We start from the raw sequence: 15734 nt of genomic DNA, 5'->3' as shown, positions 1-15734 counted from the left end.
CCCTCAAACAAACGCCCGACAATGCCGGGCGCCTGTTCTTCAGGTCTGTACTCAGAAGCGATAGTTGGTGCTCAGTTCCAGCGTCCGTGGGGCACCTGGTGTGATCAGATCCACTGAGCCATGCGCCGAAGCGTAATAGTCCTTGTCGAAAACGTTGCGCAGACGCAGGGCCATGTCCCATTTCGGCTCGTTGTACAGCAGTGCGGCGTCCACGGTTGTGTAAGCCGGCATGACCACATTGTTATCCAGCGCGGTATAGCGATCATCGACATAGTTGGCCCCCATACCCACACGCCAGGTTTGCGTCAGCGAACGCACCAACCACAGGTTGGCGCTGTGGCGCGGCGTCAGAGTGGGCACCTGCCCTTCGTTGGCGACCCCGTTGGTAAAGCTGTTGGACTTGGTGATTTCGGCATCCAGAAAGGCGTAACCGGCATAGACCTGCCATTTGTCACTCAACTGCCCGCTGGCGGTCAGCTCAAGACCGTCGGTGCGCTGCTCACCGGCAAGCACCAGTTTGGTCGGGTTCGCCGGATCGCTGGTTTTCATATTGGTACGTTCCAGACGGAACAGCGCCGCGGTCAACGCCAGGCGATTGTCGAGCAGGTCCCACTTGCCGCCGATCTCGAAGTTGGTGGTTTCCTCTGGTTCAAGATCCTGGTTCGTCGTACTCAGGGCGAACATCTCGGCGGAGGGTTGGTAGGAGCGGCTCACCGAGACGTAATAGGACTGCACTTGATCAGGCTGGTAGACCAGACCGACTCGCGGGCTCCAGGTCGTATCGGTGCGGGACAGCTCGCTGTGCGTCAGGTCATCGGCGTACTCCTGGTCGAACACGTCGTAACGCACACCCAGCAGTGCCTTCCACTGTGGCGCCAGTTCGATCAGGTCCTGTACGTAGAAGCCGGCGGTGTCCTGGGTGTTGGTACCCTTGGCGGTTTGCCGGTTGGCCTGGAACGGCACGTCGACCAAGGCATCGCGGTACACCGGCACCCTGGCCACATTGGATTGGCTGAATACGGACTGGTCCTTCACCTGGCGCCCCAGCTCCACACCATAGAGCAGGTTATGGTTCATCCCGGCAAGCACGGCGCGCTGCTTGAGTTCGGTCTGGTTGAACCACCCGTCCTCCTTGCGCTGCACGTTGCCGCGGTTGAGTTTTACCAGCAGTTCACCATTGGGAGCAGTGACGAAACGTGTCGGGCTGGAGTCAGCGAGTGTGTTGTTGCGATCCAGATCGTAGTGGTAGTAACGACTGGTATTGCTCAGGCTGAAATCGTCGTTGATCCGGTAGTCGACACCCGCCGTGAACGAGAACACTTCGCTGCGGGTGTAGTCATCATCCGGGTCGGCGGCACCGAAGCGCTTGTCGCGGTCCACATCGACCGGGCGGTCGCCTCGTGCCGGGATGCCGAAGTCAATCAGGCGCTTGTCATACAGATAGGTAGCACCCAGGTCCAGTTCCAGATCATCCGAGAGCTTGAAGTAGGCCGAAGGCGCGATGGCCTTGCGGTCGGTGTAGCCGTCATCCCGGAAGGTGTCACTGTTCTCCAGCGCGCCTGTCACACGAAAGGCTTTATTGCCTTGCTGCTGATCGGCCCAACCGGCATCGAACTGAGTGCGTTTTTCGCCCTCGCTGTCGACACTGACGCCAACCTCCTGCTTGGGTGCGAAGTTGGGGGTCTTGCTGATGCTGTTGATCAGCCCCCCCGAAGAGCCTCGGCCATAGAGCACCGCAGCCGGCCCCTTGATCACTTCCACCCGCTCGACGTTGGACAGATCCCGGAAGTACAGCGCATCGTCGCGAATGCCGTCGACATACATGTCGCCAATGGCACTGAAACCACGGATGGTGACCTGATCGCGCTGACCGTCACCATTGGACAGGCCGATACCAGGGACGTTCTTCAGCACGTCCTCCATCGACCGCGCCCCCTGATCCTTGATGACGCTCTGGGGAATCACATTGACGGTTTGCGGGATATCTCGTAGAGGGGCGTCGATCTTCAGCGCGCTCCTGCTCTCGGTCGACATGTAGCTCTGCTCGCTGTACTCACTGTTCACAGCGGTTGCCGGTAGGGTTAGAGCAGACTCCGTTTCTGCCTGTAATTCAGGTACAACCAGAACACCCAGCAACGACAGAGAGGCTGGGTAAATGCGCGATCGAGCCACCATGGACACCTTTGTTTGAATTATCGCGCGAATAATAACGATTATCTTTTGTAAGTAAATACATATCATTCCTATATGCAACTCAGAACGATCGTCTCAATTTCATGGGCGGTCGACAGAAGCGTAAGTGCAATGCCGTACTCGGCAGCCACATTATTGTGACGCTGACGCTGTGGTGGATGACTTATCCAGCCCCCCTCGATACCCTTTCGCCTCCGGGTGCCTGACGGCAATTCAGGTCAAACCACACTTCATCCAGACGAACCAAAAATGAAATCCTCCGCAGGTTTGCTGTTGTCAGGTATCGAGCTGGACCGTGCCAGTTCCATCCCCTTGTACCGCCAACTCTACTTGCAGATTCGCAAACAGATCCTCAGTGGCAGGATTCAGGGAGGCGTGCGCCTGCCCTCCACCCGGACCCTGAGCAAGGAACTGCAGTTGTCGCGAATCAGCATTCTCAATGCGTTCGATCAACTGATTGCCGAAGGTTTTCTGACGTCGAGGACCGGGGCCGGGACCTATGTCGGCCATGAATGGGAAAGCCGCGGTATTGAAGACGATGAACACAAGCGCCAGCCTCCGCGCCTGTCCGACCTTAGCCAGTCCATGCTGTCATTGCGCAGCGATCATTTTCGCGGCGTTTCCTATGCCGACTGGGCGACCGGGAGCCCGACCTCGTTCCTGCCCAGCCACAGCGCCTACGATGCATTCCCGCAATCGGTCTGGAAGCGGCTGTTGAACCGCCACCTGCACAAGCCGACCAAGGCCATGCTCGGTTATGGCGAACTGCAGGGATTGCTGGCCCTGCGCGAGGCGATTGCCGAGTACGTCTTCGATGCCCGTGGCATCGATTGCACTGCCGATCAGGTGGTCATCGTGTCCGGCGCCCAGCAAGCCTTCAACCTGCTGGGCATGCTGTTGCTCAATCCGCAGGACAGTTTCTGGATGGAAGATCCGGGGCATATCGCGGCGCGGATTGCGCTCCAGGCCCAAGGTGGTCAGGTCGTGCCGTTGCGTATCGACGAACAGGGGATCGATGTCCGGCAAGGCCTGGCTTTGTGTCCTGACGCCCGCCTGGTGTTTACCACACCTTCCCGTCAGCATCCCTTGGGCGTCACCATGAGTTATGGGCGACGCCAGGAACTCATCGACTGGGCCGCCCAGAATCAAAGCTGGATCATCGAGGACGACTGCGACAGTGAATTTCGCTACAACGGTCGTCCCCTGCCGGCACTCTATGCCATGGACCAATGGGCCCGGGTCATCTACGCCGGAACCTTCAGCAAAGTGCTCTTCCCCTCGCTGCGACTGGGTTACGTGATACTGCCGAACGCCTTGATCGAACCCTTCTGCACCCTGCGGGCGGTCATGGATCGCAGCCCGCCCACGCTGCTACAGGCCGCCACGGCGGACTTCATGCGCGAAGGCCACTTTCTCGGCCATATTCGCCGAATGCGCGCCCTGTACCAGGCTCGCCAGCAGGCACTGGTCGAACAACTGCAGAAACGGCTGGGCTCTTTCTTCAGGATCACGCCAGTGGAAGCCGGCATGCACCTGATCGCCTGGTTACCCGCGCATCTCGATGACGATGCCCTGGCCAGGGAACTCGGCCAGCATGACATTCATACCTATCCCCTGAGTGACTACTGCGTCGAACATGTCTTGCCACCGGCGCTGTTGATCGGCTTTGCCAGCACCCCCGAGGACCAGGCCCAGGCGCGCGTCGAAGCACTGGCCCAGGCCCTGGACAAAATCGGCTACCTGCATCCGGCCACCTGACTCAAGGCAAGTGGTCTTATGATTTAACTGATAATGGATCTATCGAGAGTTCCTGACTGGCGCGATAAAGGCTGCGCCGGTAGACCCGGTGTCTGAACCAGGAACGACTCGAATGAACAATAAGATCCAGGAACGATTCAACGCCTTGCTCAGCCATAAGGCTGTCGAGGCCGGAACTCCCCCCGTACTGACCGAGGCACTGGCCGGCCGGTTGCTCGACCGACTGGCACAGTTGCGCCTGTTTGCCCATGCCTACCCCTTGCTGACCAACCTGACCCACGGCCGTGTCACCCCTGGCGACCTGCTGGATTTTGCCTATCGCCACGAACTGCAGGGCCTGAGCCTGCACCTGCTCGACGGTGAGGAAAACAGCCTCAGTCAAATGACAACCGCGCAGCTTCTGGCGTTCGCTGCCAAGGCCAATGCACTGGGGCTGGATGTGCATCTGGAAATCAGCAGCACGCTGAAAAAAGATGTCGATCAAGTGATCGCCATTGCCAAGGCGCTGGGCACCCGCAACATCCGTGTCTACTCACGCTACGAAGGGGCGTTGTCCCGGGTCATGGACGTGATCGAGTCAGACCTGCACTACCTCGCGCAACAGGCAGACGAGCACGACCTGTTCTTCGACTTCGAACAGCATGAAGAACTCAAGAGCGCCGAAATCGCGCAACTGCTGAACCGGCTGAACCACCCTCGCCTGCACGCGCTGTTCGACTTCGGCAACATGATCAATGCCTGCGAGCAGCCCCTGGCGGCACTGCGCACCCTGGCGCCGCACATACGCCAGACCCACCTCAAGGGTGTGCGCATCGTGCCTGAACAAAACGGCTTCGGGCATTACGGTGTGCTGCAAGGCTGTGACGAAGACGACCTGCCCAACGCACGCATGTTGTTCGAATTGCTGATGCTCGGCGAATCATCCCCGCAAGTGATCGCCTTCATTCTGGAGCAGGAAAACCACTACGTCGCCCCGGCGTTCCGCCAGCTCGACGAAGCCGCCGACCCGTTCATTGCGTACCGGGAAATGAGTGAAACAGCGCTGCCGGAAGGCTTCTCGCTGGAGCGAATGCTGGCCGATGAGCACCGTTGGGCAAACAACCAGGTCGCCTACGTACGAGGTCTGCTGGCCGAGTTCCGCACCCTGGCCGAGTTGACCCTGGCCCATTGCGCTAACGCCTGAACCTGACGTGCCGACCGGCACTGCCTACCCAATAACGCCTGGAGAACAATAATGACATCCCATGACAAGGCCAAGTGGCTCAGATTCCTGATTCTCATCCTCGGTGGCGGCACCATCTACAAGCTGGCGAATCTCAAAGACGCCTTCTACATCCCCATGCAAGAATTCATGGGGCTGTCCCACACTGAAATCGGCGTGCTGCTGAGCGCCAACGCCATCATCGCCACCGCGCTGTTCGTGGTGGGCGGCATGCTTGCCGACCGGTACGACACGCGCAAGCTGATCCCCCTTGGCTTGATCGGTACCGGCGGCCTCGGGCTTTACCTGGCGACCTTCCCGCCCTTCAGCAATCTGCTGGTGGTGTTCTGCCTGCTGGCCGTGTGTGCCGACTGCCTCTTTTGGCCTTCGCTGCTCAAAGCCATCCGCAACCTTGGCGACGATAAGGAACAGGGTCGCCTGTTCGGCCTGCTCGAAGGCGGGCGTGGCGTCATCGATACCCTGGTCGCCTTCTCTGCGCTGGGCGTCTTCGTCGCCATGGGCTCCGGTGAAAACGGTCTGAAATCGGCGATCCTGTTCTACTCGGTCATCGACATTCTTGCCGGTACCCTGACCTGGCTGCTGCTCAAGAGCGGCAAAACCCAGTCGACCGCCAAGCCGAAGAACGGGTTGTCGAACCTGTTCGAGGCCATCAAGGTGCCGGGCATCTGGCTGGTCAGCCTCAACGTGTTCATGGTCTACATCGTGTACTGCGGCCTGACCTATTTCATTCCCTACCTCAAGGAAATGTACGAGCTGCCCGTGGCCCTGGTGGGCGCCTACGGCATCATCAACCAGTACTTCCTCAAGATCCTGGGCGGCCCTGCCGGTGGCTTCATTGCCGACAAACAGTTCAAGAGTTCCAGCCGCTATCTGAAGTGGGCATTCCTGGCGTTGTTGCCGCTGATGGGTGTCATCATGCTCATCCCGAAAAGCCCGGATTTCATCTACGCAGGCATGGCGGCCACCCTCTCCTTCGCGCTGATTGTCTTTTCCATGCGCGGCGTGTTCTGGGCACCCATGGGTGAAGTCGGCATTCCCCAGCACATCACCGGTTCAGCCTTCGGAATCGGTTGCCTGATCGGCTATGCGCCGGGCATGTTCGCCTACGTCATCTATGGCGCCATCCTTGATCACTTCCCGGGTCAGCAGGGCTACAACTACGTGTTCTCGTTGATGAGCGTATTGGCCATTGTCGGGTTCATGGTGTCCAGCCTGCTGTATCAAGCGGTCCGCAAGAATGCCACGATCACTGGCAAAGTCAGCGCCGCGCAAGCCTGAACATAGACGGTGCATGCAGTGCGGCGGTAACCGGAGTCTTTCGGTTACCGCCGCGCTGTGCTGCCATCAAAAGGCGAAATCGGCCTCGTCCATGGCCATCAGGCAATGGGCTCCGCCCCGCAGGCTTTCGCGGTGGCCACTGGCACGGGGCAGCACCCGGCGCCAGTAAAAATCCGCCGCTTGCAGCTTGGCCCGATAGAACCCGGGTTCGTCGGTACCAGCATCCAGTGCCGCTTGGGCACGCACAGCCGCCTGCAACCACAGTCCGCCCACCAGCACGTAAGCGCTGTACGCCAGGAAGTCCACCGACATGGCGCCGATTTCCTGCACATCACGCCGACACGCCTCGACCACCTCGGTACCCAGTTCACGCCACTCGGCGAGACGCTGCTGCATTGCCTCGGCCATTTGCCTCAGCGCTGCTTGCGAGCCGGCCGCGTCGACATGCACGACCAGCTCATCGATCAAGGCGCCCAGTTCCGTTGCGCCGTCGCCCAGCACCTTGCGCCGCAGCAGATCCAGCGCCTGGATACCGTTGGTACCTTCGTATAGCTGAGTGATGCGGCTGTCACGCATCAACTGCTCCATGCCCCACTCGCGGATGTAACCGTGGCCGCCGTACAACTGAACGCCCAGGCTGGCGACTTCCTGGCCGACGTCGGTAAAGAAGGCCTTGACGATCGGAATCAGCAGCGCTGCCCGACGACTCGCCTTCTGGCGAGCCTCGGGTTGCGGGTCGCCGTGTTCGAGGTCCAGTTGCAGGGCGGTGTAGGCCGCGAGCAAGCGGCAACCTTCGCTCAAGGTTTTTTGCGTCAGCAGCATACGCCGAACATCGGGGTGCACGATGATCGGGTCGGCGCTCTTGTCCGGCGCCACCGGGCCGCTTATGGCCCGCGATTGCAGGCGCTCACGGGCATAAGCGAGGCCACCCTGGAAGGCGGCCTCGGCGATGCCCAGTCCCTGCAAGGCAACCTGGAAGCGTGCATCGTTCATCATGGTGAACATACAGGCCAGCCCCTGATTCGCTTCACCGATCAACCAGCCTTGTGCGCCGTCGAAGTTCATCACGCAGGTGGACGCGCCCTTGATGCCCATCTTGTGTTCCAGTGCGCCACAGCTCAGCGAATTGCGCGGCCCCGGAGTTCCATCGGCAGCGGCAATGAACTTGGGAACCAGGAACAGGCTGATGCCCTTCACCCCGGCCGGTGCATCCGGCAAACGGGCAAGGACCAGATGAACGATGTTGGCGGTCAGGTCCTGCTCGCCACCACTGATGAAAATCTTGCTGCCGCTGACCTGATAGCTGCCGTCGGCTTGAGGTTGGGCACGGGTTCGCAGCAGGGCAAGGTCGGTACCGGCCTGGGGCTCGGTGAGGCACATGGTACCGGACCATTCACCGCTGACCATTTTCTCCAGGTAAGCCTGTTTGAGCGCCTCGCTGCCATGGTGATGCAGAGCCAGCACCGCGCCTTCGGTGAGGCCGGAATAAATGCGAAACGACAACGAGGCGGCCATCAGCATTTCGTGGAAGCTGGCCGAAATCAGCTGCGGGAAACCCTGGCCGGCGAACTCCAGCGGTCCGGTCATGCTCGCCCAGCCGTTATCAACGTACTGCCGGTAGGCGTCGCGAAATCCCTGGGGCGTTGTGACGTGGCCGTCGATCAACTGACAGCCCTGCTCGTCACTGTTGCGGTTCAGCGGCGCGACCACTTCGGCGGCGAAGCGGGCGGCTTCTTCGAGGACGCCGTCGATGGTTTCCCGGTCCAGCCCATTGTTCAACCGCGCGCAATGGCCGCTGACATCGAACAGTTCGTGCAGCACAAAACGCATGTCGCGCAGGGGAGCTTGATAATTCATGTCGGCCTCATGGGTTGGCGCAGTGGAAAAGATTGCCGTCACCCTAAGCAGGCGCCTACTATTTTTGAAATTTCATTTTTATATGCCTGGTATTTGTAATTTGAATTTAAAAAGCTTCGATCTGAATTTGCTCCGGGTGCTCGATATGCTGCTGCGCGAACAGAACGTGTCGCGAGCGGCCGAGCGCCTGGCCCTCAGTCAGCCCACCGTCAGCAACGCCCTCGCCCGCCTGCGTTCACTGTTCGACGATCCCTTGCTGGTGCGGGTTGGCCGCCACATGCAACCCACCTCCCGGGCGCTGGCGCTTGAAGGGCCGATTCGCGCGGCCCTGCAACAGATCGAACAGACACTCAATGCCGGGGAAACCTTCGACCCACGCCTGAGCCAGCAACAGGTGCGCATCGCACTGACCGACTTTGTCGAACAGCTGTGCATGCCGCCCTTGCTGGCACGCCTGGGAGAGCTGGCGCCAAACCTGCGTATCGACGTTGCTCACCTGGCCCCCAGCCTTCCTGCCGAGCTGCTGGATCGGGGTGAACTGGACATGGTTCTGGGACGCTTCGAAGAAGTGCCAGCGCGTTTCACCCGCCGGACCTGGCACAGCGAAACCCTGCGGCTGGCCGTGCGCAAGCAGCATCCGCTGGCACACGACACACTCACACTGGATGACTTTCTGGGGCTGCGCCATCTCTGGGTGAGTGGCGGCCAGTCGCGGGGCATGGTCGACCAATGGCTGGGCAAGCAAGGCCTGTCGCGCAAAATCGTCTACACCACGCCCAACTACCTGCAGGCGGCGCACCTGGTCGCCCATTCAGACTTGAGCGTCGTCCTGCCGACCCAATTGGCCAATCAATTCGCGCAGTTGCTACCGCTACAGGTGTTCGAACTGCCATTCGACGTCGGCTCGTTCCACCTCGAACTGGTGTATCTGGCGCAACGCCAACATGAGCCGGCGCTGGCATGGCTGATCGAGCAAATCCTGGCGGTGCGGCCGGCTTGAACGGACGCCCGGCATAACGCCTTGCCTGAGCCAACGCCTGGGGTTTGCCGAAGTGATTTTTCGGTTGCGCCAGACAACACCAGGAACAACGTCAAGAGCGACGAATTTCCAACGTAGCGCGTAACCCTCCAGGGCTGCGGTTCTCCAGTTTGATCTGCCCGCCAAAGCGATCGGCAATGGCCTTGACGATAGTCAGCCCCAACCCTGCACCCTGATGATTTCCGCTGCTGTAGAAACGCTCGAAAAGCCGTTCACGATCCTGCTCATTGATGCCCGGCCCCTCATCTTCGACAGTCAGTTCGTAGCTATTTTCCTTTTCTACGAGCCTGACGGTGATCACTCCGTGCCGGGGAGAGAAATTCGCCGCATTGGTCACCAGGTTGTTCAAGGCAATATCGATCGCAGCGGGGTCGACTCTGGCAAGACTGATGTCGTCCCTGACATCAAAAACCAGCTCAAGCCCCTTGCTCAGTAGCCAGGGCGTCAACTGAACCAGGCTTTCGCGAACGGTGCTGGCCAGATCAATAGGCACAGGCGCTTTAGTCCCTGCTGTAGGTTCTATACGAGCCATCGTCAGCAATTGGTTAACCAGTCGGCTGGTACGGTCCACGCCGGCAATCAAGAATTCGAGCGATGCGCGACGATCCGCTTCACTCCCCGCCGCCATCAGGTTTTCAGCGTGGATCCTGAGCACGGCCAGTGGTGTACGCATTTCGTGGGCGGCGTCGGCGATAAAGCGTCGCTCGCGCCCCATGACGTCCTGAATTTGCGCGAGCATACGATTGAGGGCGGCCTGCATGGGCTCAAGTTCAGTGGGTAGCGGCGTCAATTGCAAGGGTTCGAGTGAACCGGGATGCCGGGCCCGCAGCGTTGCAGCCATATTGACCAGTGGCTTGAGTCCCCAGCCGATGGCCAGCCAGATCATGGCGGCCAGCAACAAGCTCCCCAGGATATTGGGCCACAGTGTGTGGCGTACGATGCGGTCCACCAAGTCCATTCGCACGTCGTCCCGTTCGCCCACCCAGATGCGCAGGTTGTTCTCCTTGTCTACAAGCAGGAAGGCACGCCAATGCCGGTTGTTCAGGTCGACTACATCGCTGAAACCTGGTGTGACCGCGGGTGTGCTGAAGGACGGAGAACTGGCCGTATGTACCAGCACTTCGTTCCTGGCGTTCCAGACCTGAAACGCAATTTTCGTTTCATACGGATGCCCCTCGCCCCCGGGCGTCGCCTCGTTCAGGGCCTGGTTGAAAGCCTTGTACAGATCCGCGTGTTCCTTGCTCACCATGGGCATACGCATGACGCCTTGTAGCAGGCGAGCGTTCTGGGCCAGATGGGCATCATAGACTTCGGCGATTTCGTGGTTGCTGTCGTGCAGATTCAACACACTGATCACGGCCAGGCCAGCGAGCATCAGGCCGATGATCAGGACCAGGGTCCGACGCCGGATAGAGCTCATCGACGCTCCTCCACCAAGTAGCCGATACCACGGACGGTGCGGATCAGATCGGTGGAGAACTTCTTGCGCAGGTGATGGATGTGCACTTCCAGGGTGTTGCTTTCGGCCTCCTCGTTCCAGCCGTACAGCAACTGCATCAAATGATCGCGAGTCATTACCCGACCCGGTGGCGAGAGCAGTTCGTGGAGCAACTGGTACTCCTTAGGTGTCAGGGCCACTGGCTCGCCTTTGTAGCTGACTTGCTGGGTGCCGGGGTTCAGGCTGATACCTGCGTGCTCGATCAGCGATTGTCCACGCCCGGCACTGCGACGAAGCAACGCACGTATGCGCGCCTTCAATTCTGCCAGGTCGAAAGGCTTGATCAGGTAGTCATCGGCGCCGGCATCCAGACCCGCGATACGGTCTTCGGTGGCATCGCGCGCGGTCAGGATCAACACCGGCAGATTGGAACCGCTGTCACGCAAGCGCCTGAGCACTTCGAGACCGTCCATGCGTGGCAGGCCAAGGTCGAGCACCGCCAGATCGAAGATTTCACTGCGCAGCGAGTGCAAGGCGCTGTTGCCGTCCTGCAACCAGTCGACGGTATAACCTTCCCGGCTGAGGGCCTGATGAATACCCTCGCCGAGCGCCACGTCATCCTCTATGAGTAATAAGCGCACAGGGTCTCCTGTCAGCCGAGTTTCTTGTTCACATCCACCAACAGCGTCTCGATCTCCTTGCGGCGCCCGGCGTCAGCGCTCTCGCGGCCAGGACGAGGCGCAGCCTGCAAGGCTTTTTGCAGCGCTGCCCTGGCTTCAACATAACGCTTCTGACGGTAGAGGTGATCGCCCCAGAAGTACAGGCTGTCGATGCCGTTGGGGTTCATTTGCAATGCCAGCTTGAGCAACTGTTCGGCCTTGTCCGAATCGCCGAAACCGATGGGCCAGCCCGGTACGCGGTCATAGAGGGCCCCCAGACTGGTATAGGCTGAGCCTTGCAGGGCCTTGGGGTCCAGAGTCAAGGCTGTTTCCAGATCGGCTTTCGCATCCTTGACCTTGCTCAGCGCACCCAGCCCACCCTGTGCGCCCGCCCAGCTACTGGTGACGATGCCAGACCAGATCCAGGCCTCAGCCACCGTTTGGCGCTCCTGCTTGAAACTCGAAGCCTGAGCGGCCAGCTTTTCAAAAGCCGCGGTCCGTTGCCCCTCGGGCAACTCGTATTGAATGTGCGCCCAGCTTTGCTGGATACCGTTGAGGCGCTGCTGGTCGGCGGGGTCCAGCGCCCAGACGCTCTGGCTCATTGCGCCAAGCAGTAGGCAAGCGATGATCTTTCTCATGGTTTGACATTCTCCTGGTCGGGTTTCTGGCTCAGGCGGCGGATCAGGGGCAATTGTTTGCGCAACCCACGGTCCACCAGATGGGGCAAAAAGCTGTTCAGGCGTACAAAAAAACGTTCGGGCCAGCCCAGGTACAAGTCGCGACGGTCACCGGCAATGGCGTGAATCACTGCGGCCGCCACGGCTTGCGGATCGTCGACATTGGTCTTGAGCGCATCATTCAGCGCCTGGGCCGCCGGGCTGTTCATGCTGGTACGGGTCGCTCGCGGGGCGACGTAAAGCACACTGACCCGAGTGTCGGCCAGCTCCCGGCGCAGGGCCTCAGAGAACCCGCGCAGGGCAAACTTGGTGGCGCAGTAACTGGCGTAGCCGGGGTAGCCGATGGAGCCATAGGTCGAACCGACGTTTACCACCATGGCACTGGCGGCTTGCTTTAGCTGCGGCAACAAAAGTTTTGTCAGGCACATGGGCGCACTGATGTTCACCGCGAGCATCGAATTGATCTCGCTGTCGTCCAGCTGTTCGAGCATGGCGAAATGATTGACCCCGGCGGCATTGATCAGCAGGTTGATGCCACCGGTGCCCTGGGCCTGCGCCAACACCTGACGGCGGTCGGAGAGCAACGTCAGGTCCGCACGGACCCAACTCAGGTTACCGGGATAACGCTCAAGCAGCGGCACCAACGGTTCCCGATGCCGAGCCACGGCCAGCACCTGGGCACCACTGGCGCACAGTGCGGTGGCAATGGCCAGGCCGATGCCGCCGCTGGCACCGGTCAACACGACGCGAGCTTCAGACAGGCGCATGCAGATTCTCCCCGTTACGCGGCAAGCCACGAAACATATCGGTGTAGAGCCGGTACACCACTTTGGAGGCGTGAATGACGGCGGCCTGGTCGCCCGGGTCATCCAGACGGTTCATCAGTCGACGGTAGGTCTGCATATGTTCGATATCCAGTGAGCCGTGGGAACTGAGGTAGCTGAAGGCGCTTTCCGGCAAGTCCAGGCGCCGGCGAATGCTGCCGGCGGCGTGTGTGGCCAAGGCGATGCTCGTGCCTTCAAGTACGTTGACCATGCCGAACAGACCCACCGGATTGTCCCTGGCAATCAGATCGTAAAGGAAGCTGACCATCAATTCGATCGGCAATGACGGGCGTCCATCCCGTACAGCGGCTCTGTCACCGCCGCAGGCTTCAATATCATTGAGTACCCATTGTTCGTGGCCGTATTCGTCCTCGATGTATTCACATACCGCTTCGCGCAGCCATTCCAGACGTGATGCCAACCGCGCACCACAGGCCATCATCAACGGCACGGTATGGCGCACGTGGTAATAGGCCTGAGCCAGAAAGGCCCGGTAACTTTCCAGGCTGACGTCGCCCTCCAGCGCATCACGGATGATCGGCAGGTTGAACAACTCAATGCGTTCTTGCTCAGTGGCTTTTTGCAACGTGTCAAAAAAACTCATGGTGCGGATTCCTCGGAAAATGCAGATTCGCTCAATTGCCCCCGGTAGCGTTCGACGATGGCGTCACGGCGGGGCCGGCCATTGGCGGTGAGCAAGCCGTTGGTGGCAGTGAAGGGTTGGTCGAGCCGGCTCCAGTGGTGGACCTGGGCGTACTCGGGCAAAGCCTCGTTGGCCTGGGCCACGGCGGCGGCCAGTTGTTCGTCGGTGCAGTCCGGGCGATGGGGCCAGAGCAGCGCATGGTTGTGAGGCATGGCCTCGCCATAGACGAAGGCCTGGGCGACAGGCCCGCGCTGGGTCAATTCGGCTTCCACCCACTCGGGGTTCACGTTGCGCCCGAAACTGGTGACGAACTGATGTTTCTTGCGTCCCTTGAGGTAGAGAAAACCCTCGGCGTCGAACTCGCCGAGATCACCGCTGGGCCACCACTGGGCGGTGTGCGGCGCCTCTCCCAGATAGCCCAGCAAGGTTGAACCCTTGATCAGCACTTCGCCGTCCTCCGCCAGGCGAATCTCCACATGGGGCAATGGCCGTCCGACACTGCCGGGGCGCCGTGCTTGCGGGCGATTGAGGCACACGACCGACGCGCACTCCGACAGCCCATAACCTTCATGGACGGGGATGCGCACGCGTTGGGCGCGATGCAGTAGATCTTCGCTGACCCGGGCGCCGCCCACGGCGGCAAAACGCAGGTGCTGTGGGTCGAAAGCCTTTTGCTCGGCAGCGTTGACCAGCATCAGCAACAACTGCGGTACCAGAACCAGACTCTGGGGTGATCGGCTGGACAGGCAACTCAACAATGTCGGCACATCCACACCGCTGGCGCCTTCAATTCCCAGGGTTTTCGGGCCGGGCAGGCTCAAGGTAGCGCCGGCATACAGTGCGGCGTAACAACCGATGTTCTCCAGCAAAATGGCCAGCGGCAGCAGCGCCAGATGGTGTTGCGGATCGGTGGGTTTGCTGGCCAAGTCCAGCTCACGAGCGACCCGCAAAATGCTGTCTGCACTCAAGCACACGCCCTTGGGTGTGCCTGTGGTGCCCGAGGTAAAGGTCAACTTGGCGGTGCCTTCAGGCATCCGGTTCGAGCCACTGAACGTGCGGCGCCAGAACTCGCCGCACTTCTGATATCCAGCCGCTTGCAGTTCATCCTGCAGTTGCGGCTCGGCAATGACGAGCTCGGCCTGGCTTTGCTCCAGGCAATGCCTGCGTTGCCCCGGACTGAAAAAAGGCGGCAAGGCCACACAGGTCAAACCCTCGAACAACGCGGCCAGGTCCCAGAGCAGAGCCTCGACGCCATTGTCCAGCGTCAGGGCGACCACCCTGACCCGTTCATCGCGCAGGCGCTGCTGGCGAAAAATGACCTCGGCATACAGCGTGGCGTAGTCCAGCTTCAGATGATCGCCCCACAACGCAATGGCGTTGGTTTTTTGCTCAGCATGATTACGCAGGGTCTGTTTGAAGCGCTCCATTTCAGGCGACATGGCAGGCCCCTTCAATAGAGGTCGGCAAGCCCAGGCGACTGAACAGGCCAATGTTGCGCAAATGAATGAAACCGGAGCGAACATTGCCGAAATGAACCCACGGTTTGCTTTCGTAGTAACTGCCCCAGGCGTGGCGGTCCTCGCCCAGACGCGCCGGGTCGGCAGCACACAGGGTCACGGGCTTCAAGCCAAGGCGGTGAAAGCTATTGACCAGCCCCAGGTTCCCGGTGAAGGCAACCCATTCCAGCCCCCCCATGGCCAGCAGGTAGGTCATCGCGATGATGCTCATCCGTGCGCTGCCGGTGTCGCTGGCAGCCAGATTGCCTACCTCTACGATGGCTGAGCGGCTTACGGTCTGGTCGGCCGCGGCACTGATCAGCGGATCGATCGCATCGTCCAGGTAACCTTCCAGGTACAGCGGTCCGCTGCGCGCCAGACGCACGCCAATCACCGCGCAAAGCGCGCCGGACGCCTCGCTCATGCCAAACAGCTCCGGCATGAAGTGGCGAATATCGGCACCGTGGGCCTTACGAAAGCGTTGCTGGATAAAGGCTTCGAAGGCGCTTCGTTGCGGGGCGTCCGGCAAGGCCCTGACGAGATACATCTGCTGCGCTTCGGTCAGGCCAAAGTGCAGCGGCAACTGAACGTTCCAGTTGAAATCGGACATTGAAAACATCTCCCCCGGATCAATTGGGGAGAAGTATCAA

At 60.3% G+C, this 15734-nt stretch carries 13 protein-coding genes; 4 read left to right on the top strand and 9 right to left on the bottom strand.

The window, feature by feature from the left end:
• Positions 1 to 51 precede the first annotated feature (51 nt).
• The gene (locus tag PspS34_RS13410) at positions 52 to 2175 is read right to left on the bottom strand and encodes a TonB-dependent siderophore receptor (RefSeq protein ID WP_159389902.1); all 2124 of its coding nucleotides are present in this window, start codon (positions 2173 to 2175) and stop codon (positions 52 to 54) included.
• A gap of 267 nt (positions 2176 to 2442) precedes the next feature.
• On the opposite strand from PspS34_RS13410, the gene PspS34_RS13405 reads away from it, so the two are divergent.
• The 3 genes from PspS34_RS13405 (at position 2443) to PspS34_RS13395 (ending at position 6451) form a co-directional block, all read left to right on the top strand.
• The gene (locus PspS34_RS13405; protein WP_159389901.1) at positions 2443 to 3951 is read left to right on the top strand and encodes a PLP-dependent aminotransferase family protein; all 1509 of its coding nucleotides are present in this window, start codon (positions 2443 to 2445) and stop codon (positions 3949 to 3951) included.
• A 112-nt stretch (positions 3952 to 4063) separates the two neighbouring features.
• Positions 4064 to 5134: a TIM barrel protein gene (locus PspS34_RS13400; protein WP_159389900.1), complete on the top strand. Its 1071-nt coding sequence runs from the start codon at positions 4064 to 4066 to the stop codon at positions 5132 to 5134.
• A gap of 51 nt (positions 5135 to 5185) precedes the next feature.
• Positions 5186 to 6451 (top strand): MFS transporter, encoded by a 1266-nt coding sequence (locus PspS34_RS13395; RefSeq protein WP_159389899.1) that lies wholly within the window; start codon positions 5186 to 5188, stop codon positions 6449 to 6451.
• 66 nt (positions 6452 to 6517) lie between these two features.
• Here PspS34_RS13395 and PspS34_RS13390 read toward each other — a convergent pair whose 3' ends face one another.
• Complete coding sequence (locus PspS34_RS13390; protein ID WP_159389898.1) at positions 6518 to 8308, bottom strand: acyl-CoA dehydrogenase C-terminal domain-containing protein; 1791 nt, start codon at positions 8306 to 8308, stop codon at positions 6518 to 6520.
• A gap of 82 nt (positions 8309 to 8390) precedes the next feature.
• On the opposite strand from PspS34_RS13390, the gene PspS34_RS13385 reads away from it, so the two are divergent.
• Complete coding sequence (locus PspS34_RS13385; RefSeq protein ID WP_154909017.1) at positions 8391 to 9308, top strand: LysR family transcriptional regulator; 918 nt, start codon at positions 8391 to 8393, stop codon at positions 9306 to 9308.
• A gap of 91 nt (positions 9309 to 9399) precedes the next feature.
• Here PspS34_RS13385 and PspS34_RS13380 read toward each other — a convergent pair whose 3' ends face one another.
• The 7 genes from PspS34_RS13380 to PspS34_RS13350 are packed head-to-tail and all read right to left on the bottom strand — an operon-like array spanning position 9400 to position 15694.
• Positions 9400 to 10767 carry an ATP-binding protein gene (locus PspS34_RS13380; protein ID WP_150813186.1) on the bottom strand — a complete coding sequence of 456 codons (1368 nt, stop codon included), beginning with the start codon at positions 10765 to 10767 and terminating at the stop codon, positions 9400 to 9402.
• Positions 10764 to 11426 carry a response regulator gene (locus PspS34_RS13375; RefSeq protein WP_057714885.1) on the bottom strand — a complete coding sequence of 221 codons (663 nt, stop codon included), beginning with the start codon at positions 11424 to 11426 and terminating at the stop codon, positions 10764 to 10766. Before PspS34_RS13375 ends, PspS34_RS13380 begins: the two co-directional genes overlap by 4 nt.
• An 11-nt stretch (positions 11427 to 11437) precedes the next feature.
• On the bottom strand, positions 11438 to 12082 hold the full coding sequence (locus PspS34_RS13370) for a tetratricopeptide repeat protein (RefSeq protein WP_154909016.1): 645 nt from the start codon (positions 12080 to 12082) through the stop codon (positions 11438 to 11440).
• Positions 12079 to 12888, bottom strand: coding sequence for an SDR family oxidoreductase (locus tag PspS34_RS13365; RefSeq protein ID WP_159389897.1), 810 nt, complete (start codon positions 12886 to 12888; stop codon positions 12079 to 12081). Before PspS34_RS13365 ends, PspS34_RS13370 begins: the two co-directional genes overlap by 4 nt.
• On the bottom strand, positions 12875 to 13549 hold the full coding sequence (locus PspS34_RS13360; RefSeq protein ID WP_090455124.1) for an iron-containing redox enzyme family protein: 675 nt from the start codon (positions 13547 to 13549) through the stop codon (positions 12875 to 12877). Before PspS34_RS13360 ends, PspS34_RS13365 begins: the two co-directional genes overlap by 14 nt.
• Positions 13546 to 15027, bottom strand: a complete 1482-nt coding sequence (locus tag PspS34_RS13355; RefSeq protein ID WP_159389896.1) for an AMP-binding protein — start codon at positions 15025 to 15027, stop codon at positions 13546 to 13548. Before PspS34_RS13355 ends, PspS34_RS13360 begins: the two co-directional genes overlap by 4 nt.
• Positions 15017 to 15694: a thermostable hemolysin gene (locus PspS34_RS13350; protein WP_159389895.1), complete on the bottom strand. Its 678-nt coding sequence runs from the start codon at positions 15692 to 15694 to the stop codon at positions 15017 to 15019. Before PspS34_RS13350 ends, PspS34_RS13355 begins: the two co-directional genes overlap by 11 nt.
• Positions 15695 to 15734 lie beyond the last annotated feature (40 nt).

This window comes from Pseudomonas sp. S34 (assembly GCF_009866745.1).
GTDB classification, from domain to species: Bacteria; Pseudomonadota; Gammaproteobacteria; order Pseudomonadales; family Pseudomonadaceae; genus Aquipseudomonas; species Aquipseudomonas jessenii.
The sequence above is the reverse complement of the archived record's forward strand: the minus strand, read 5'-3'. Positions and strand labels throughout refer to the sequence as shown.